Below are 18,976 nucleotides of genomic sequence, written 5' to 3' on the forward strand. Positions count from 1 at the left end.
GGAAAATTTAGGCGCAAATTTGGACGACTGTCGCCGCCAGAGGGGAGCCGGTCAAGACGGCTTAATCCTGCTCGTCGCCCTTCCTGAACGGGCCGGCTTCGGTCAATTCGCGGACAGCCTCCGCGACATATTCGCGCTCGCGCTGAAGATATTCGCCGACGGCCTGACGCAGTCCGCGATCGGCGATGTAATGCGCCGAATAGGTGGTCTGCGGCAGATAGCCCCGTGCGATCTTGTGTTCGCCTTGCGCGCCGGCCTCCACGGTCTTCAACCCGCGGCGGATCGCGAAGTCGATGGCCTGATAGTAGCAGACCTCGAAATGCAGGAACGGGTGATGCTCGACGGCGCCCCAGTGGCGGCCGAACAGCGTATCCGAGCCTATGAAATTGATGGCGCCGGCGATCCACTTGCCATCGCGCCTGGCCATGATCAGCGCGACGTCATTGCTCATGCTCTCGGCGATCAGCGCATAGAACTCGCGTGTCAGATATGGCCGGCCCCATTTGCGCGAGCCGGTCTCCATATAGAAGGCGAAGAACGCATCCCAGGCATCCTCGGTGATCTCGCTGCCGGTGAGGGGATGGATGGTGAGGCCATTGGCCAGCGCATCGCGGCGCTCGCGCTTGATCGCCTTGCGATGGCGCGAATTCAGCGTCGCCAGGAAATCGTCGAAGGTGCCGTAGCCGTCATTGCGGAAATGAAACTGCTGGTCGGTCCGCTGCAGGAAGCCGCGTGCGGCGAGAAATTGCCATTCGCTCTCGCGCGCGAAAGTGACATGGACGGACGATGCATCGGTGGCCTCGCAGAGACCGACGAGGCCGCCGGCCAGCGCCGCGCCGACGCGTTCCACATCGACGCCGTCGCGGATCAGTAGGCGCGGGCCGGTGGCGGGCGTGAACGGAACCGAGGCCTGCAGCTTCGGGTAATATTGCCCGCCGGCGCGCTCATAGGCATCGGCCCAGCCGCGGTCGAACACGTATTCGCCCTGCGAGTGCGACTTCAGATAGCAGGGCACGACACCGACGATGCGGCCCTCGCTCTTGGCGATCAGATGTCGCGGTCCCCAGCCGGTGCGGGCGCAGGCCGAGTTCGATTTTTCGACAGCCGTGAAAAAGGCGTGGGACACGAACGGGTTGTAAGTGGGCTTCGAGGCGCAACCATTGGCCGCCGGGGCCAGCGTATCGAGGCTCTCAATGCCACCGAGATCGGCATGGCCGGTGGCACAGGCATCCCAGTCCGTGGCCGGAATCTGGCTGATGGACGCCACTGCTTCGAGCGTAATTTCCGATGACGTCATCAATCACTTGAACCGGTCATATGCGATCAACCGTCGCGGTGACCGCTCCTAAGATTGTGCATCGCGCCGGACAGTTCAAGTCCCACTCCGTCATGCCCGGGCTTGTCCCGGGCACCCACGTCTTGGTCACAAGCGCCGTAAGCAAGAGAGGCGTGGATGGTCGGGACAAGCCCGGCCATGACGGCGTTCTTTTCAATTTACGGCACGAAGCCCTCGAAGGTCATCTGGTCGGCATAGCGGGCGGTGATGGCGCGCTGTTCCGGCGTGCGCACGGTCCAGGTCAGCAGCGCGCAGCCGAACAGGTTGCGCGCGATCCAGGGCGCTGGGGCCGGCAGTTCCTTGACCCAATAGGAGACGAAATGCGGGCGGGTGCGGAAGGCGTGGCGGAGATGGCGCATGCCGTCGCGCTGGGCCTGCGTCAGCGTCAGCCATTCGCCGTCGTCATAAGTGCGCTGGGCGGTGATACCGCGCGGGATCTCGGGGGCGATTTTGCGCATCGCAAGAACCTGATCGGGATCGAACGACATCCAGGCAACCGGTCCGCGATAGGTTTTGAGAATCTCGGCGACGCGGGTGACCAGTTTGCGGTCGCCGTCGAAATGGCTCTTGATCTCGATCACGAGCCCGACGCGGCCATCGATCAGAGCGAGCAGATCGCCGAGCGTCATCATGCGCTCCGGCGTGTCCTTGAAGGCAATTTTCTTGAGTTCGGTGGAGGTCTTCGCGCGCAAGGGGCCGGAGCCCTCGGTCAGGCGTCCCAACTCATCGTCATGATGCACCATCGCCTCGCCGTCGGCGCTGAGCTGCACATCGGTCTCGATGCTGAAATTGCCTGATATGGCGGCGTGCATGGCGCCGGGCATGTTCTCGACAATGCCGCGGGCAGGGTCGTGCAGGCCACGATGCGCGACCGGCCGGGCGATGAGCCAGTCAGGTGCGCGCATCGGGATTGTCCTGCATCAGAGCGTTTTCAAGCGAAGTGAATACCGGTTCGCGTGAAGAAAACGCGTCAAAACGAAAAGCTAGATGACTTCGAACACCGCGTCGACCTCGACCGCGCAATCGGCGGGCAGCGAAGCGACGCCGACAGCGGCGCGGGAGTGACGGCCCTTGTCGCCGAAGGCTGCGACCATCAGATCCGAGGCGCCGTTGATGACGGTCGGTGCGTCGATGAAATCCGGCGTCGAATTGACGAAGCCGCCGAGGCGGACGACGCGTGCAACCTTGTCGAGATCGCCGAGGGCAGCCTTGACCTGAGCGAGCAGGTTGATCGCGCAAACGCGGGCGGCATTGACGCCCTGTTCGATGGTCACGCTGGCGCCGAGCTTGCCCTTGGCGATCAGCTGGCCGTTCGCGTCCTTGCAGATCTGACCGGAGACGAACAGCAGATTGCCCGTGCGGACGAAGCCGACATAATTCGCCACGGGGCTGATGGGCTCGTGAAGCTTGACCCCCAGATCCGCAAGTTTCTGCTCGACAGTGCCTGCCATTATGATTCCCCAAATGATTGATGAAGTGCCCGAACAAAACTCCCCAAAGGGTTCAGGCACCGTCTGTTTCACCCATACCGCGTCGCCGCGCAAGTGACGATCCGGCGACGCCGGGCCGCCCCGCAATAGTGCGGTTCTGGCAAGATTTGCTGCAGAATGTGGCATTTGCGCAGTGCGAATCCGGCGCGGCCGTAGTTGCGACGCAATAGGACGCTCTCTATTGTTGTAGTTCCAGAATCCAGGGAAAACCCATGCGCCGCATTTCCTCCGTTTCGCGATTCCAGGCTGCCTCGCTGGCACTGACCATGGCGGCCTTTGCGGCGCCGGTGTCGGCATTCGCGGCTCCGCCTGCTGCGGGCACGCCGTTCGTGGCGCATCAGGCGCTGTATGAGCTGAAGCTGTTGAAGTCGCGCGGCAATGCCAGCGTCAACAGCGCCAGCGGCCGCATCCTCTATAATTTTACCGGCAGTGCCTGCGAAGGCTACACGTCGGATTTCCGTCAGGTCTCGGAGCTGAACAGCGGCGAGGACAAGACCACGCTGAGCGATCTGCGCTCCACCAGCTGGGAAGCCGGCGACGGCAAGAGCTATCGGTTCAAGATCGACACCCGCATGAATGACGGCGATGTCAGCGCCGTTGACGGCATAGCGGAGCGCGAAGGCGATCACGTCACCGTCAAGCTGAAGCAGCCGGTGGCGAAGACCTTCACGCTGGAGGGCTCCACGGTGTTTCCGACCGAGCAGATCCACCGCATCATTGCTGCCGCACGCGAAGGCAAGTCGGTGCTGGAACTGAATGTCTATGACGGGTCGGATACAGGCGAGAAAGTCTACAGCACGCTCACGGTGATCGGGCAGGCGATCCCTGGGGATCGCAAGGTGAGCGAACCCGATCCTTCGACGGGCGATGACGGGATGAAGAAGCTGACGCGCTGGCCGGTCACCGTCAGCTATTACGACAAGTCAGCCAAATCGTCCGACGGCGGTGAGCAGACCCCGGTCTATGCGATGTCGTTCGAACTCTATGAGAACGGCGTCTCGCGGTCGCTGATGCTGGACTACAATGACTTCGTCATCGGCGGCGCCATGAGCAAGTTCAATGTGAAGGACAGCAAGCCTTGTAAGTGAGGAGTATGAGCTTTTTGCTCGGTTCTCTCAATTGTCATCCCCGCGTAGGCGGGGATCCATAACCACTACTTCTAAAAATTGAAACGTGGTCGAAACCATAGCGCTCCGATTTGAATTCGGAGTCTATGGGTCCCCGCCTTCGCGGGGACGACAGCCATAAACCTAAAAGCCTATCTCACTCCGCCCGCGACAACCGCATGCTGTCCAGCAAACGCAGGCCACCGCCGCTTTCACTCTTCAGCAGCTTCTTCACCGCGCTCGATGCCGCGATCTCGTAATGGTCGGCATAGGCTTCGTGGTTCTTCTCGATATCGTCGAGACGATACAGATAGTTCACCATCAGGCTGGCGGACTCGCGCAGGCCCTTGGCCGACGTGTCGCCGAGCCAGTCGATGCGCTCCAGCCGTGCGCCGTTGCCGAGATGGAAACGGGCGACGGAATCGATCGGGCCGCCGCGCGGGCTCTTGGCCTTCAGGAAGTAATGCGCAGCGAGCTGCTCCATCACGGGCTTGAGCTGCGCCGTCAGCGCGGTGTCGTTGACCCATAGCGGATCGGCGAGCATGTCGACCAGCGCCTGATCCTCATTGGACAGGTTGAGGTCGTCGGCCTTCTTGAGCCACTTCATGAAACCCGGCACCGGCGACAGTGTTACGAACGTGTCGAGCTTCGGCAATTCGCGGCGCAGTTCCTCGACCACCTGCTTGATCAGGAAGTTGCCGAAGGAAATGCCGCCGAGGCCGCGCTGGCAGTTGGAGATCGAATAGAACACCGCGGTGCGCGCGCGCTCGATCGGCACCGGCTGGCGATCGACGGCCAGCAGCGGCGCGATGGCGCCCGGAATGGTTTCGGTGAGCGCAACTTCGACGAAGATCAGCGGTTCATCGACAAGGGCAGGGTGGAAGAACGCATAGCAGCGGCGATCCACGGGATCGATCCGGCGGCGCAGATCGTCCCAGTCGTGAATCTCATGCACCGCTTCATATTTGATGACTTTTTCGAGCACATTGGCGGGCGTGGACCAGTCGATCTTGCGCAGCACCAGAAATCCCCTGTTGAACCACGATGCCAAGAGATGAACGACGTCGCGATCGACGGCGTTGAGGTCTTTGTTACCATTCTTCAGATCGAGAAGATCTTCACGCATCTTCACGAGTTCGCTGGTCGCGTTCGGCGCGCGGTTCAGCCGGCGAAACAGTTCCTGCCGCTGCGGCTCGGATGCAAAATGCAATTCGCCGGAGACGTCACCGGTCGGCTTGGCACGCCATGCCGCGATGGCCTTCTCAAGCTTGTCACGATCGGGACCGTAATTCTGTGCGAGGTTCTCGAAGAAGGTGAGGCGACCGGCATCGTCGAGACTCTTGTAGCGATCGAGCACGCCGCGCGCGAGGGCCGTGCCCGACGCTTCGCCGCGTCCTGACAACAGCTCCGCACAGAGTTCGATCAAATCCGATGCGTTCTGTTTGGGATCGACAGATGCGGGACCGAGCCGCAGCAGAGTGCGTCCGCGTTCCGAGATGGATGCGAGGAGGTCGGAGAAGAAGGAGTCATTGCTCATGGTGAATCAATTCCCGGGCTGGCAGTCGAACCAGTCTGCTTCAATATAGCCCATAGCGAGGCATATTGCGCGATCATTTGAAGCATGAAACAATTGTGAGTGGGGAGCGCTTCGGCAAGAGAATTGCATTCGTTTCTGACTGCGGCCGGGTCGCTGAAAACAGAGGAATTCAGGATGAAGCGGATCGCATCGAAGCGTGGCGTTGTGGCGGCTCTGGCACTCGGAGCGTTGCTGAGCAGTGGCTCGGCATTTGCCCAACAAACCATCAAGGTTGGCTGGACCATCCCGGCCGAAGAATCCAAATACTGGATGATGAAGCGTCCGCAGGAATTCGCGGATCTCGGCAAGAAATACAATATCGAGTGGGTGCAGTTTCAGGGCACCGCGCCGATGACGCAGGCACTCGCGGCCGGCGCGCTGGATTGCGCGACGCAATCGGTGCTGGCACTGGCGCAGGGCGTGCAGAGCGGCAACCTCAAGGCTTCGATCGTTGCGCAGCACGTGTTCGAAAAGCCGGGCAGCTTTTCGGTCTATTGGGCGGTGAAGGACGACTCGCCGATCAAGACCATCGCCGACCTCAAGGGGAAGACGATGTCGATCAATACGCTCGGCTCCGGCATCTATGGCCCGATGGCGATCCTGCTGAAGCAGGCCGGTCTCGATCCGGCCAAGGACGTCAAGCTGGTTGAAGTCGGCTTCGCGCTCTCGGAAGAAGCACTGCGTTCGGGCCGTGTCGACTCCGCCGTGATGAACCAGCCTTTCGCCGCGCGCATGGAAGCGAAGGGCGGCACCCGCAAGCTGTTCTCGCTGTCGCAGCAGCAGGACGGCATCGTGCACATCCTCGAAGCCTGCCGTGCCGACTTCATCGAGAAGAATCCGGAACTGGCCAAAATGTATGTGCGCGATCTGACGCTGGGTATGCAGAAGGCGCTGGCCAATCGCGATGAAACGCTGAAGGTTGTCAACGAAGTGATGAAGGCGCCGATCCCGGTGCTGGAAACCTACCTGTTGAAGGATAACGACTTCGCACGCGACCCCGGCGCCGCGCCGAATTTCGACGCGATCCAGAAAATGCTCGACACCTATGTCGAGTCCGGAATGCTGCCGAAGAAGCTCGACGTCTCCGAGCTGAAGGGCAAGGTCGTCGCGCCGATCAAGTAACGGCGAGCTACATCGATAATGACGTGATGGTCGGGCATGTCCCGGCCATTTTCGTTTGAATTGTAGGATGGGTAGAGCGGCGTTACGCGCAGCGTAGCGTTGCGAAACCCATCGCCCACATACACTGAAAGTGATGGGTTTCGCTGCGCTCTACCCATCCTACGCTGGGAGCTTTTCTACTCGCCCGTGACGTCCGACATGCCGCTGTCGATCAGGAGATCCAGCGTGTATTTGATCGTTGCGCGCTCGTCGTCGCTGAAGCGGCTCAGCACCTCTGTCTCATGTTCGAGCGCCGCCTTCTGCACGGGCTTGACGCGCGCGCGGCCTTTCGCGGTCAGGTAGAGCGTGACGCGGCGCCGATCGTTCGAGGTGCTCTTGCGCTTAAGCAGATCGTCACGCTCCATGCGGTCGAGCACTTTCGTCAGGCCCGGCTGCTTCATCAAAGCCATTGCGGCGAGTTCGCCGACTGACAGGCCCTCGACATCGGCGAGGCAGGCCAGCACACGCCATTCCGGCACGGTGAGGTCCCATTCTTTCAGCCGCGCGTGAAACGAACTGGACACGTTGAAGCTGGCGCGCGCCAGCAGATAGGACAGGTAGCTGCGCGCAAAACTGTTGCTGGCCAGAGCCGGCGCCCGTGGCTGCGCCTTGTCGATGCGGCGGAGTTGTCCGGAGTGGAAGACGAGGGGGTCGTGATTGCGCTCGACGAAGTGCACGACTTCACCGACCAGGATCGTGTGGTCGCCGCCGGGATAGCGCGCCCAGGTCTTGCATTCGAAGATCGGTGCGAGGCCTTCGATCAGCGGTGCGCCGCTGATGCCCGGCGCATGGGCGATATCAGCAAACTTGTCGGAGCCGCGACGGCCGAAACGCATCGCGAGCTCGCCATGATCGGCACCGAGAAAGTGAATGGCGAAAGCGTCGGCTTCGACGAAGGGATCGTGGCTCGGCGAAGATTTTGCGACGCTCCACAGCACCAGCGGCGGATCGAGCGAGACCGATGAAAACGAATTGGCGGTCATGCCGACGGGATGGTCGCCATTGGTGGCGGTGACGACGGTGACGCCGGTCGGGAATTGGCCCAGCGCCTGACGGAAGGTGGCGGGGTTGACCGCCTGCGTCTTGTCCGGGAGCTTGTTATCCGCGACCTTGTCCTGCGCCGTCTTGTCAAACGCCATGGAATTCGCCGCTCCGCGACACCCGCGACTGCCCAAAATACAGCGCCGGATTGTCCTTCAAGATTAAAAATATTCCTTTTCATATAACATGACCGCGCCTATCATCCAACCATAATCGCTTTAAAACACGGAGAAACGGCATGCTGGCGGATCGCATCGAGGCGAAATGGATCGACGCATTCTGCGAGATCTTCGAACGCTGCGCGGTCAAGCCCGGCGACACTGCCGCCATCCTCTCCGAGACGCAATCGCGTGCGCTGAATGTGCACATTGCCGAATTGGCATTGCTCCGCATGGGCGCGCGGCCGTTCCACGTCGTGGTGCCGACGCCGCGCAACAAGCAGGTCGTGCCGATCCGCTCCACCGGCGCGTCCGAAGCGATCCAGCAACTCGGGCCGGTTGTATCAGCGCTGCAGCAGGCCGGCTTCGTCGTCGACTGCACCATCGAAGGCCTGATGCATGCCAAGGAAACACCGGAGATCCTGAAGGCCGGCGCGCGCATTCTGGTGATCTCCAACGAGCATCCGGAAGCGCTCGAGCGCATGGTGCCGGACTCGGCGCTCGAGAAGCGCGTGCGCGCGGCGGCGAAGATGCTGCGCGGCACGAAGCACATGAAGGTGACCTCGAAGGCGGGCACCGATCTCGACGTCAAGATGGAAGGCGCGGCCACCGTCGGCGTCTGGGGCTGGACCGACAAGCCGGGCACGCTGGCGCATTGGCCGGGCGGCATCGTGGTTTCGTTCCCGAAGAGCAAGACCATCAACGGCACGGTGGTGATGGATGCAGGCGATATCAACCTGACCTTCAAGCGCTATCTGACGTCGCCGGTGCGTATGCTGTTCAAGGATGACTATCTCACCGAGCTGACGGGCGAGGGCGCCGACGCCGAGATGATGAAGCGCTATCTCGCCGCCTGGGGCGACCGCGAGGCCTATGCCGTGTCGCATGTCGGCTGGGGCATGAACCCCAATGCGCGTTACGAGGCGCTGCAGATGTATGACCAGCGCGATACCAACGGCACGGAAATCCGCGCGGTGGCCGGCAACTTCCTGTTCTCGACCGGTGCCAATGAATTCGCGGGCCGCTACACCGCGGGGCATTTCGATCTGCCGATCTTCAAGACCACAATCACGCTCGACGGCGTGGATGTGATCAAGGACGGCGTGGTGCAGGACGTGTTCGGCTGAGTCCGAACACGTCCCTCCAAGCTCCGGGCTATCTGGTCACGGCCACTATCCCTTTGGCCGAGATCAAGCCGGCCTGAGGCAGCCCATAGCCCTTAACAATTGCATAGATCGCGGGGATCACAATCAACGTCAGCAGCGTCGACGAGATCATGCCGCCGATCATCGGCACCGCAATGCGCTGCATGATCTCCGAGCCCGTGCCGGTGCTCCACATGATCGGCAGCAGGCCCGCCATGATAGCGACCACCGTCATCATCTTGGGACGGACGCGTTCGACCGCTCCCTCCATGATCGCATCGTACAGGTCGTTGCGCGTCAGCGGCCGTCCTTCAAGGTCCCGTCGCGCCTGGATCGCGGTCAATGCCTGATTCAAATAGATCAGCATCACCACGCCGGTCTCGGCGGCAACGCCGGCCAACGCAATGAAACCGACCACGACTGCAACCGACAGGTTGAAACCGAGCCACCACATCAGCCAAAGGCCGCCGACCAGCGCGAACGGCAGCGACAGCATGACGATCATGGTTTCGGTGATCGACCGGAAGTTCAGGTACAGCAGCAGGAAGATGATCAAAAGCGTCACCGGCACGACGATCTTCAGGCGCACCGTCGCGCGTTCGAGATATTCGTACTGGCCGCTCCACATCACGTAATAGCCAGGCGGAAATTGAATGCTCGCCTGGACCCCGCGCTGCGCGTCGCCCACGTAGCCGCCGAGGTCGCGGTCGCGGATGTCGACATAGATGTATGTGGCCAACTGTCCGTTCTCGGTCCGGATCGACGTCGGCCCTCTCGCCAGCGTAATCCTGGCCACTTCGCCGAGCGGGACCGCGCCACCTCCGGGCATCGGCACCAGCACGTCACTGGCGATGGCCTGCGGACTGTCTCTGAGGTCGCGAGGGTACCGCATGTTGACGGTGAAGCGTTGCCGGCCTTCCACGGTCGTCGTTACCGTCTGGCCGCCGAGCGCGGTTCCGATCACGTCCTGAACGTCCTGGATCATGATGCCGTAGCGCGCCAATGCCTCGCGATCCGGCGTCACATCGAGGTAGTAGCCGCCAATGCCGCGCTCGGCATAGGCCGACGATGTGCCCGGTACCGCCTTGAGCACCTGCTCGATCTGCTTGGCAAGCCGGTCGATCTCGACGAGGTCGGTGCCGATCACCTTCACGCCGATGGGTGTGCGGATGCCTGTCGACAGCATGTCGATGCGGGCCTTGATCGGCATGGTCCAGGCATTCGACACGCCCGGAAACTGCAGCGCCTTGTCCATCTCGGCGATCAGTCCATCGACCGTGAGACCGGATCGCCACTCTTCCTTCGGTCTGAGGTTGATGATTGTCTCGAACATTTCGGAGGGCGCCGGATCAGTCGCCGTGGCAGCGCGCCCCGCCTTGCCGTAGACCGAAGCCACCTCCGGAAACGACCGAATGATCCTGTCCTGTGTCTGCAGCAGTTCTCCGGCCTTCGTAACGGAGATGCCCGGCAGCGTCGTCGGCATATACATGAGTGTGCCCTCGTTCAGACTGGGCATGAACTCGGTCCCGAGCTGACGTGCCGGCCAGACACTGGCCGCGAGAACGGCGACTGCGAGCAGGACGACCAGCGTCTTCGCGCGCATCACAACGGTGATGACAGGCCGGTAGACCCAGATCAGGAAGCGGTTGATCGGATTCTTGTGTTCCGGAACGATCCGGCCGCGAACGAAGATGATCATCAGGGCCGGGACCAGCGTCACCGACAGGATGGCGGCGGCTGCCATCGCAAACGTCTTGGTGAACGCCAGAGGGCTGAACAGACGTCCTTCCTGGGATTCCAGCGTGAAGATCGGCATGAACGACACGGTGATGATCAACAGGCTGAAGAATAGCGCCGGGCCGACTTCTGAGGCTGCCTCGATCAGGACCTCGACGCGCGACTTGCCGGGATCCGCGCGTTCGAGATGTTTGTGGGCGTTCTCGATCATGACGATGGCGGCATCGACCATGGCGCCGATGGCGATCGCGATGCCGCCGAGACTCATGATGTTGGAGCCAAGACCGAGCAGTTTCATGGCGCCGAACGCCATCAGCACGCCGACCGGCAGCATCAGGATCGCAACCAGGGCACTGCGGACATGCAGCAAGAATAAGATGCAGACGAGTGCGACGACCACGCTTTCCTCCAGCAATGTGTGCTTGAGCGTGGCGATGGCAGCGTTGATCAGATTCGAGCGATCATAGACCGGGACGATCTCGACGGAATTCGGCAGACTGCTGGCGATCTCCTTGAAACGCTTCTTGACGTTCTCGATCACGTCGAGCGCGTTGACGCCGAAACGCTGCAGCACGATGCCGCTGGCGACTTCGCCTTCACCATTGAGTTCGGTGATGCCGCGCCGCTCGTCGGGGCCCAGTTCGACGCGCGCGACATCGCGCAGCAGGACCGGCGTGCCGTTATTCGTCTTGAGCACGACATTGCCGAGGTCGTTGATCGACTTCAGATAGCCCTTGCCGCGGATGACATATTCGAATTCGGACAGCTCCACCGTGCGACCGCCGACATCGGCGTTGCTGGCGCGGATGGCATCGCGCATCTTCTGCATGGTGATGCCGAGGTCGCGCATCCGAAGTGGATCGAGCACGACGTTATATTGCTTGACGAAGCCACCGACACTGGCGACTTCGGCGACGCCTTCGGCTTTTGCGAGCGCAAACTTCAAATTCCAGTCCTGGATCGCCCGTGTGTCGGCAAGGTTCAATTCCCTGGACATGATCGCGTATTGGTAAACCCAGCCGACGCCGGTGGCATCGGGGCCCATCGTCGGCGTGACGCCGGCGGGCAGGCGGGACGTGGCTCCGTTCAGGAATTCGAGAACGCGCGACCGGGCCCAGTAGATGTCGGTCCCGTCTTCGAAGATGACATAGACGAACGACACGCCGAAGAACGAGAACCCGCGCACCACTTTCGACTTCGGCACCGTGAGCATTGCCGTCGTCAACGGATAGGTGACCTGATCCTCGATCACCTGCGGCGCCTGGCCGGGGTACTCGGTATAGACGATGACCTGCGTGTCGGAGAGATCCGGGATGGCGTCGAGCGGCAGATGCGCCAGCGCGTAGATGCCAACGGCTGCGGCGAACCCTGTGCCGAACAACACCAGCAGCAGATTACGCGCCGACCATGCGATGATGCGGGCGATCATTGTGGGCTCCTCGCGTCGGAAAAGCCCTTCAACGCGGCCTTCAGATTGCTTTCTGCATCGATCAGGAAATTGGCCGAAATGACGACTGGTTCGCCGTCTGCGACTCCCTCGCGGATTTCGACGTAGCCGCCGCCGCGACGGCCGAGTCCGACGCTGCGCGGTTCGAAGCGCCCCTGTCCTTTGTCGATGAACACCGATTGCTGGGTGCCGGTGTCGATCACAGCGCTCTCCGGGACGGACACGACCGGATCCGCACTTCCGGTCTCGATCGAAGCGTCGATATACATGTCCGGTAGCAGAGCGAGATCGGCGTTTGTGAGTTCGATACGGACGCGTGTCGTCCGGGTCTCGCGATTGACCTGCGGGTAGATCACGTTGACCTTGCCTGCAAACTGCCTGCCGGAGAGGCTACGCGTCCGGACATTCACCGGCTGTCCGACGGCGATGGCTCCAAGATCGCGCTCCGCGACATCGACCATCGCCCAGACCAGCGACGTGTCGGCGATACGAAAGAGGATGTCGCCGGGTTGCGCCCGCATCCCTTCGATGGCGTTGCGCTCAAGAACGATGCCGTCCCGCGGGGCGGCCCACGCGATGGAGATCGGGACGATGCGACTCTTCTCGATTTCCGCAATCACCGTGTCCGGAACGTCGAGATTCATGATCCGTTGACGCGACCCGCGCCCATACAGTCCATCGCCGCCCGTCGTCTTCGATGTGATCGTAGCGACGTATTCCGCCGCAGCGGACGAGATTGCGGGGCTGTAGATATCCATCAAAGGCTGCCCGCTGCGGACCTTCGTGCCGGTGGTGACGTCGGCAACCTTCTGCACCCAGCTTTCCGCACGCATCGAGATCACGGAGATGCGCCGCTCGTCGAGCTGGATCGTGCCGGGTGCGCGGATCTGCGTCCGGATCACGCGCCTGGTGGCTGGCTCGGACTTCACGCCCGTGCGCTGTATCTTGCCCGGAGAGAGCTTGACCGATCCATCGTCGGAATCGTCGCCGTCGAAGACCGGGATGTAATCCATCCCCATGGAGTCCTTCTTCGGCGTTGGCGACGCGTCAGGAAGTCCCATCGGATTGCGGTAATACTTGATCTTGCGGCTCGTGTCGGTGCCAGCCGACGCTGGCTCCGAAATCGGCATGGTCTCCGTGAGGTCTTCGAAGCTGACGTCGGCCCCGGCGGGCACGGCGCGGTAGTCGCGACCTGACGCCGTTTTCTTCGGCGTCAATGAATAAGCCGGCTTTCCGTCCGGATCTTGATAGTAGATGGGCGCGCCGGCTTCCTGCGCATCGGCGGAGGTGACTACGGCGAGGGCGTGCGTCAACGGTCGCTGCGCGATGATGAATCCGCCTCCGGCCGCCGCGATGAACGCGGCGGCGGTACCAGCTAAAACGGCGCGGTTCATTTCTGCGCCGTGATGACGAGCTTGTTCTCGACGGAGCCGGTTTCTCCCTGCACCTTGGCGCCGAGAGAAAGCTGCCAGCGACCGGCCATTCCGAAAGTGGCCTTGAACTTGTAGGTGCCGGGCTCGATCCCCGATACTGGCGTGACCTTGGTGGCCATCTCCTGCATGCCGTCAGGAGCCATGTCGAGACGGGATGCGAAAATGACGGCATCAGGCACAGGCTTGCCGGTCTTGGTGTTCATCAGGCGGACGGTGATGATCTTGTCGGGGCCGGCCTGTACGGACTGATCGACGAGTTCGAACGTGTAGTCCTTGATGTCAGCCAGTGCAGCCGTGCTTGCGCCGCCCAAAGCGATAGCGATCAACGCAGCCCCGAAGGCGCGCGGGGAGTTAGACGTCTTCATGGTTTGGTATCCTCGATTGAATCTGATGCCGCGAACGGCATTCGTCATCCGCGCGCCTGGAGGCACGCGGCAGCGACGGCGCTCAGCGCCGCTCAGATCGAAGTGCGAGGAGGGTGGTCCGGAGGGGGACGGTTGACGCCATCGGTCAGCGCGTCGTTCAGCAACGAGTGGTAGGTTCGGACGGCGTGGCGAACCGTCATGGGTGGCGCCAGGGAAGGCCCAGCCTGGGCGGTCTTCAACACGCAAATCGCGAGAAGGGGACAGTCCTGGCAATCCTTACTCTTCTGTTCGGATGGGCAGCAGGGCATGTCACCGGACATCGCCGACATGTCGGTCATCGTGGCCGACGGGCTCTTGGCAGCCGCCGGAGTCACCATTGGCGCCACCGACAGGCCGATGGTCACGACAATCGCCAGAAAGAGTTTCAGGAGCCGACGAATATCCATATTCGACCATCTCACGGCCACCACAGCGTGGGAAGCCCGGGCACATCACAAGTTCGCAATCCCTATGGGGATTATGTCCTTGGCTTCTCCGGCCCGTCATAGGCAATGCCGCGGATCACCGCGGCACTGCCGAACTTCTTCCTGAGATCGTCCATCGCGCGTTCGGCATGCGATGAACGGCGGTCGAGCATGTTGTCGTCGCCGGCCTCGTTGCCGGGCTTGAGAGCGCTGACGCCAGTGCCGATCAGGCGAAAGGCCGTGCCGTCGATCTCCTTTGCCAGCATCTCGCGACTGATATCGAAGATACGCGCCGCCATTTGCGTCGGCGACTGGATCGACTGCGAGCGGGTGCGCTGGCGGAAATCCGCGGTCTTGAGTTTCAGTGTGACTGTGGTGCCGGACAATTCGCTGCTCTTCAGCCGCGACGAGACCTTCTCCGATAGTCGCCACAGAATCTTTTCCAGTGTGGCGTAGTCGCGGATGTCTTCGTTGAACGTCGTCTCGTTGGAAATCGTCTTGGCGCCGCGATCGGCGACGACGAGGCGATCGTCGATGCCGCGGGCGAGGCGCCACAGCCTGCGGCCTTCGCCGCCGAACTGTTTCATGAGGTCGGTCTCATCGGCGCGCTGTAGATCGCTGATCTTGCGAAAGCCGCGCTGCGAGAGTTTCTCCGCGGTCGCCGGGCCGACGCCGTAGATGAAGCTGACGGGCCTGTCGGCGAGCATGGCCACAGCGTCGTCCTGATCGAGCGTGGCGAAGCCGCGCGGCTTGTCGAGATCGCTGGCAATCTTGGCGAGAAACTTGTTCACCGACAGGCCGACAGAGACCGTGATGCCGACCTGGCGTTCGATATCGGCGGCGAATTTCGCCAGCACCTTGGCCGGGATCATGCCGTGGACGCGCTGCGTGCCTGAGAGATCGAGAAAGGCTTCGTCGATCGACAATGGTTCGACCAGCGGCGTCAGCGCCTGCATGGCATGGCGGACCTCGCGGCCGACGCGGACATATTTCGCCATGTCGGGCCGCACAACGACGGCGTCGGGGCAGAGATCGAGCGCCTTGAACATGGGCATCGCCGAGCGCACGCCAAAGGTGCGTGCGATGTAGCAGGCCGCGGACACCACGCCACGCTTGCCGCCGCCGATGATGACGGGCCGATCGACGATGTCGGGATTGTCGCGCTTCTCAACGGTGGCGTAGAACGCATCGCAGTCGATATGTGCCAGCGTCAGCGACGGCAGCGCGTGGTGTCGCACCAGGCGCGGTGACCCGCATGACGTGCAGCGCTTGACGCGTGCATCCAGATCGACAAAGCAATCCCGGCAGAAGCAGCGCGGTCCGCTCAGCTCTGCCGGAGAGGGGCTCACGTAAAGTCCTGCCCGCGGGGATCGAGCGCCTGTCGCGCGGCGGCGATCGTGGTGGGATCCAGTTGCGACGACGCCGAAAACGCCTTCACGGTCTCGTCGTCGCGCAGCACGAAATCGAGCACGCTGACGAGGAACTGTGGATCCTTTGCAGCCGAGCGGAGGGTCTCCGGACCGATTCCGCTCTCGGACAGGAACAGGCCCAGCCGCTCGGGGTCACCGGCAACGAAGGACAGCGCCTGAATCGCAACGATTTCAGCGACTTCGCTGGGGTGGCGCTGGTTTTTTTTCATCACGCGTGTTTGCCTTTCCGTAACTTATCGTCTCTATTTTAAGTCATCATGCCCGAGTCACCGGGGCGATTCCAGTTGCAGGGATATGCGCGGTACACGGGCACTTCGGCGGGGTGGCCGAAGTGAATTTGGAAGTTCGCTTCGAACATCACATTGGCCGGTGACGCAGGGCAATCATGCCCAGCGAAACAAGAACGCTCGTGTTCTGGATTGGAGGGCGGGATGGCAAAAACCGTCCTGATCGTGGAGGACAACGAGCTCAACATGAAGCTCTTCCGTGACCTGCTGGAAGCCCATGGCTATCAGACAGTCGGCACGAGCAATGGTTATGAAGCGCTCGATCTTGTCCGCTCGCTCCGCCCCGATCTCATCCTCATGGATATTCAGCTACCGCAGGTCTCCGGTCTCGAAGTGACCGGCTGGATCAAGAAGGATCCTGCGATCAGCATGATCCCCGTCGTCGCCGTCACAGCCTTCGCCATGAAGGGCGACGAAGAACGTATCCGCGAAGGCGGCTGCGAAGCCTATTTATCAAAGCCCATTTCGGTCGGAAAATTTATCGAAACCGTGCGTCGGTTCATCGGTTAGGGAGTTCCCTATGTCAGCGCGTATTCTTGTCGTCGATGACATCCCCGCCAACGTGAAGCTTCTGGAAGCCCGTCTCTCGGCGGAGTATTTCGACGTCATCACCGCGTCCAACGGCGCACAGGCGCTGGAAGTCTGCGCGCGTTCCGAATGCGACCTGATCCTGCTCGACGTCATGATGCCCGACATGGACGGCTTCGAGGTCTGCCGTCGCCTGAAAGCCAATCCGAAGACGCATTTCATTCCGGTGGTGATGGTCACCGCGCTGGATTCGCCGTCGGATCGCGTGCGCGGCCTCGAAGCCGGCGCCGATGACTTTCTCACCAAGCCCGTCGCCGATGCCGTGCTGGTGGCGCGCGTGCGCTCGCTGACGCGTCTGAAGATGATGACCGATGAGCTGCGCATGCGCGCCATCACCTCGCTGGAAATCGGCGTGCAGGCGCCCGAGCGCAGCGCCGTGTCTGATCTGGGCATCGGCGGACGCATCCTGCTGGTCGACGATCGTCCGTCATCCTATGAGCGGCTGGCGCCCGTCCTGTCGGCCGAACACACCGTCGATGTCGAACCCAATCCGACCGAGGCGCTGTTTCATGCCGCCGAGGGCAATTACGATCTGCTCATTGTCTCGCTGAGCCTCGAGAATTACGACGGATTGCGGCTGTGCAGCCAGGCGCGTTCGCTGGAGCGCACGCGGCAGATTCCGATTCTCGCGATTGCTGATGCCGATAACAATCCGCGGCTGTTGCGTGGTCTCGAGATCGGCGTCAACGACTACCTGATGCGCCCGGTGGACAAGAACGAGCTGCTGGCCCGCGCCCGCACGCAGGTGCGCCGTCGCCGTTACACCGATCATCTGCGCGACAACGTTCAGCACTCCATCGAAGCCGCGATCACCGACGGTCTGACCGGACTGCACAACCGTCGCTACATGGAAAGCCATCTGGAAACGCTGGCAGAGCAGGCGGCCACCCGCGGCAAGCCGCTGGCGCTGATGATGCTCGATATCGACTTCTTCAAGTCGATCAATGACAATCATGGCCATGATTGCGGTGACGACGTGCTGCGCGAATTCGCCGTGCGCATTCGCAAGTCGATCCGTGGCATCGATCTAGCCTGTCGTTACGGCGGTGAGGAATTCGTCATCGTCATGCCCGAGACGGACATGCATGTCGCCAGCATGGTGGCCGAGCGTCTGCGTCGTTCGATCGCCGGCGAACCGTTTTCCATCGACAAGGGCAACAAGCGCATCGAGGTCACGATCTCGATCGGGTTGTCGACGCTGGAGAAGAAGGGCGAGCCCGTCGCCGACGTACTCAAGCGTGCCGACGTGGCGCTGTATCGCGCCAAGCACGACGGCCGCAACCGCGTGGTTGCTGCGGCGGCTTAAGTTACTATCAAAGACGCGTTCGTGCAGACGGTTGCGACCATCGCGACGGCGGCGAGATCGGGCGTGATCCCGTATCGAAAGTCTGCGTGACCTGCCGGGCCGCGCAGTAAGCCGGGCGCGTCATGCGTGCGCGCAGATAGGCGTCGGCTTCTTTCGTCGGCAATTCCTTATCGATCACAAGTTTGTCGAGCGCGCAGGCGAGGGCATCTGCGCCCGGCTTGGTGCCGGTGGCGTCGCAGGTCCAGCCGGAAAGGAACACAGCCCTGGTATCGAAGCGCGAGCTGAAGGCGAGGCACTGTTTCCAGCGGCCATCGGTCTCGACGCGCGTTTCGACGGCATGGACAGGGCCGTAGCGCGTTTCCAGATCGAAGTGCGTGGAGAGCGTCTGGAAGCGCATGTTGCGCAAAAGCTTTGTTTCGCGCGGTTCGAAAGTCGGCCGCGTCTGCAGGCCGCCCGGGGGCGGGAATGCGATCGCCACGGTGAGATCGATCCCGCGATGATCCAGTGCCCCGTATTGCATGACCTCAACACGGCCAAGCAGTCCACTGGTGATGATATCGGAGCTGACGGGTAACCGTGTGAAGCTGCCGTCAGTGATCCTGAAAGCTGGCTTGTCCTGGACCACCTGGACGCGATTACCCCAGAGCCAGATCACCCCGAAGGCGATGAGCCCGAACACGATCATTCCGAAAAAATAGAATGCGTAGCGGACGAAAACGCCCGCCAGAGACACCGCAGACGTGAACTGGCCAGCCGTCGTGTCTGAATCGCGGAAAGACAAGGGTTGCTCCCGATGCAAATCAATTGCGTCGAATGATACCGACTTGTCGCACGAAATGACGTGAATACCGTTTCAATCACAGGCTTCATGCCCGCCATAGTTGTGGCAGGGTAAATACGGTGCTG

Annotated in this window: 17 protein-coding genes; 5 read left to right on the forward strand and 12 right to left on the reverse strand. The window is 61.7% G+C overall.

From position 1 onward, the window contains the following. Positions 1–61 precede the first annotated feature (61 nt). From AB7951_RS10010 to AB7951_RS10020, 3 genes are all read right to left on the reverse strand, one after another. Positions 62–1,297: a GNAT family N-acetyltransferase gene (locus tag AB7951_RS10010; RefSeq protein WP_120292017.1), complete on the reverse strand. Its 1,236-nt coding sequence runs from the start codon at positions 1,295–1,297 to the stop codon at positions 62–64. A 197-nt stretch (positions 1,298–1,494) separates the two neighbouring features. After that, entirely contained in the window at positions 1,495–2,241 is a 747-nt protein-coding gene (locus AB7951_RS10015) for a glycerophosphodiester phosphodiesterase (protein WP_120292019.1), read from the reverse strand. A 78-nt stretch (positions 2,242–2,319) separates the two neighbouring features. Further along, entirely contained in the window at positions 2,320–2,787 is a 468-nt protein-coding gene (locus AB7951_RS10020; protein ID WP_120292021.1) for a RidA family protein, read from the reverse strand. Between the two features lie 251 nt (positions 2,788–3,038). On the opposite strand from AB7951_RS10020, the gene AB7951_RS10025 reads away from it, so the two are divergent. Further along, complete coding sequence (locus AB7951_RS10025; protein ID WP_120292023.1) at positions 3,039–3,914, forward strand: cell envelope integrity EipB family protein; 876 nt, start codon at positions 3,039–3,041, stop codon at positions 3,912–3,914. 175 nt (positions 3,915–4,089) lie between these two features. On the opposite strand, the gene AB7951_RS10030 is transcribed toward AB7951_RS10025, so the two are convergent. Beyond that, a complete protein-coding gene (locus tag AB7951_RS10030) occupies positions 4,090–5,469 on the reverse strand; it encodes a malonyl-CoA decarboxylase (protein WP_120292025.1) in 1,380 nt (459 codons plus the stop codon). Positions 5,470–5,643: 174 nt separating this feature from the next. Here AB7951_RS10030 and AB7951_RS10035 point away from each other — a divergent pair, with 174 nt between their 5' ends. After that, entirely contained in the window at positions 5,644–6,630 is a 987-nt protein-coding gene (locus AB7951_RS10035) for an ABC transporter substrate-binding protein (RefSeq protein WP_120292027.1), read from the forward strand. A 176-nt stretch (positions 6,631–6,806) separates the two neighbouring features. Here the strand turns inward: AB7951_RS10035 and AB7951_RS10040 are convergent, their stop codons facing one another. After that, positions 6,807–7,808 carry a flavin reductase gene (locus AB7951_RS10040; protein ID WP_441255771.1) on the reverse strand — a complete coding sequence of 334 codons (1,002 nt, stop codon included), beginning with the start codon at positions 7,806–7,808 and terminating at the stop codon, positions 6,807–6,809. 140 nt (positions 7,809–7,948) lie between these two features. On the opposite strand from AB7951_RS10040, the gene AB7951_RS10045 reads away from it, so the two are divergent. Continuing rightward, a complete protein-coding gene (locus AB7951_RS10045) occupies positions 7,949–8,995 on the forward strand; it encodes a peptidase M29 (protein WP_120292031.1) in 1,047 nt (348 codons plus the stop codon). A gap of 28 nt (positions 8,996–9,023) precedes the next feature. On the opposite strand, the gene AB7951_RS10050 is transcribed toward AB7951_RS10045, so the two are convergent. From AB7951_RS10050 to AB7951_RS10075, 6 genes are all read right to left on the reverse strand, one after another. Continuing rightward, positions 9,024–12,179, reverse strand: a complete 3,156-nt coding sequence (locus AB7951_RS10050; RefSeq protein WP_120292033.1) for a CusA/CzcA family heavy metal efflux RND transporter — start codon at positions 12,177–12,179, stop codon at positions 9,024–9,026. Beyond that, on the reverse strand, positions 12,176–13,591 hold the full coding sequence (locus AB7951_RS10055; RefSeq protein WP_120292035.1) for an efflux RND transporter periplasmic adaptor subunit: 1,416 nt from the start codon (positions 13,589–13,591) through the stop codon (positions 12,176–12,178). The genes AB7951_RS10050 and AB7951_RS10055 overlap by 4 nt, the downstream gene beginning before the upstream one ends. Beyond that, entirely contained in the window at positions 13,588–13,995 is a 408-nt protein-coding gene (locus AB7951_RS10060; protein WP_120292037.1) for a FixH family protein, read from the reverse strand. The genes AB7951_RS10055 and AB7951_RS10060 overlap by 4 nt, the downstream gene beginning before the upstream one ends. Positions 13,996–14,087: 92 nt before the next feature. Then, on the reverse strand, positions 14,088–14,441 hold the full coding sequence (locus AB7951_RS10065) for a hypothetical protein (protein WP_120292039.1): 354 nt from the start codon (positions 14,439–14,441) through the stop codon (positions 14,088–14,090). A 71-nt stretch (positions 14,442–14,512) separates the two neighbouring features. Then, positions 14,513–15,808, reverse strand: a complete 1,296-nt coding sequence (locus AB7951_RS10070; RefSeq protein ID WP_120292041.1) for a DNA polymerase IV — start codon at positions 15,806–15,808, stop codon at positions 14,513–14,515. Beyond that, complete coding sequence (locus AB7951_RS10075) at positions 15,805–16,098, reverse strand: DUF3572 domain-containing protein (protein ID WP_120292043.1); 294 nt, start codon at positions 16,096–16,098, stop codon at positions 15,805–15,807. Before AB7951_RS10075 ends, AB7951_RS10070 begins: the two co-directional genes overlap by 4 nt. Before the next feature lie 222 nt (positions 16,099–16,320). Between AB7951_RS10075 and AB7951_RS10080 the strand changes: the two genes are divergently transcribed. Next, positions 16,321–16,686 (forward strand): response regulator, encoded by a 366-nt coding sequence (locus AB7951_RS10080; protein ID WP_068732379.1) that lies wholly within the window; start codon positions 16,321–16,323, stop codon positions 16,684–16,686. Between the two features lie 10 nt (positions 16,687–16,696). Beyond that, positions 16,697–18,070: a PleD family two-component system response regulator gene (locus tag AB7951_RS10085; protein WP_120292045.1), complete on the forward strand. Its 1,374-nt coding sequence runs from the start codon at positions 16,697–16,699 to the stop codon at positions 18,068–18,070. Between the two features lie 7 nt (positions 18,071–18,077). Here AB7951_RS10085 and AB7951_RS10090 read toward each other — a convergent pair whose 3' ends face one another. Continuing rightward, on the reverse strand, positions 18,078–18,851 hold the full coding sequence (locus tag AB7951_RS10090) for a hypothetical protein (protein ID WP_068732383.1): 774 nt from the start codon (positions 18,849–18,851) through the stop codon (positions 18,078–18,080). Between the last annotated feature and the right edge of the window lie 125 nt (positions 18,852–18,976).

The sequence above is a fragment of the Tardiphaga sp. 285_C5_N1_2 genome (genome assembly GCF_052076065.1).
Lineage (GTDB): Bacteria > Pseudomonadota > Alphaproteobacteria > Rhizobiales > Xanthobacteraceae > Tardiphaga > Tardiphaga robiniae.

Excerpts from the sequence above, each read along its gene's own strand:
- AB7951_RS10010 (WP_120292017.1), bottom strand. The coding sequence starts at position 1,297 with ATGACGTCATCGGAAATTACGCTCGAAGCAGTGGCGTCCATCAGCCAG.
- AB7951_RS10065 (WP_120292039.1), bottom strand. The coding sequence starts at position 14,441 with ATGGATATTCGTCGGCTCCTGAAACTCTTTCTGGCGATTGTCGTGACC.
- AB7951_RS10060 (WP_120292037.1), bottom strand. The coding sequence starts at position 13,995 with ATGAAGACGTCTAACTCCCCGCGCGCCTTCGGGGCTGCGTTGATCGCT.
- AB7951_RS10045 (WP_120292031.1), top strand. The coding sequence starts at position 7,949 with ATGCTGGCGGATCGCATCGAGGCGAAATGGATCGACGCATTCTGCGAG.
- AB7951_RS10080 (WP_068732379.1), top strand. The coding sequence starts at position 16,321 with ATGGCAAAAACCGTCCTGATCGTGGAGGACAACGAGCTCAACATGAAG.
- AB7951_RS10025 (WP_120292023.1), top strand. The coding sequence starts at position 3,039 with ATGCGCCGCATTTCCTCCGTTTCGCGATTCCAGGCTGCCTCGCTGGCA.
- AB7951_RS10015 (WP_120292019.1), bottom strand. The coding sequence starts at position 2,241 with ATGCGCGCACCTGACTGGCTCATCGCCCGGCCGGTCGCGCATCGTGGC.
- AB7951_RS10020 (WP_120292021.1), bottom strand. The coding sequence starts at position 2,787 with ATGGCAGGCACTGTCGAGCAGAAACTTGCGGATCTGGGGGTCAAGCTT.
- AB7951_RS10035 (WP_120292027.1), top strand. The coding sequence starts at position 5,644 with ATGAAGCGGATCGCATCGAAGCGTGGCGTTGTGGCGGCTCTGGCACTC.
- AB7951_RS10075 (WP_120292043.1), bottom strand. The coding sequence starts at position 16,098 with ATGAAAAAAAACCAGCGCCACCCCAGCGAAGTCGCTGAAATCGTTGCG.
- AB7951_RS10040 (WP_441255771.1), bottom strand. The coding sequence starts at position 7,808 with ATGGCGTTTGACAAGACGGCGCAGGACAAGGTCGCGGATAACAAGCTC.
- AB7951_RS10050 (WP_120292033.1), bottom strand. The coding sequence starts at position 12,179 with ATGATCGCCCGCATCATCGCATGGTCGGCGCGTAATCTGCTGCTGGTG.
- AB7951_RS10055 (WP_120292035.1), bottom strand. The coding sequence starts at position 13,591 with ATGAACCGCGCCGTTTTAGCTGGTACCGCCGCCGCGTTCATCGCGGCG.
- AB7951_RS10030 (WP_120292025.1), bottom strand. The coding sequence starts at position 5,469 with ATGAGCAATGACTCCTTCTTCTCCGACCTCCTCGCATCCATCTCGGAA.
- AB7951_RS10085 (WP_120292045.1), top strand. The coding sequence starts at position 16,697 with ATGTCAGCGCGTATTCTTGTCGTCGATGACATCCCCGCCAACGTGAAG.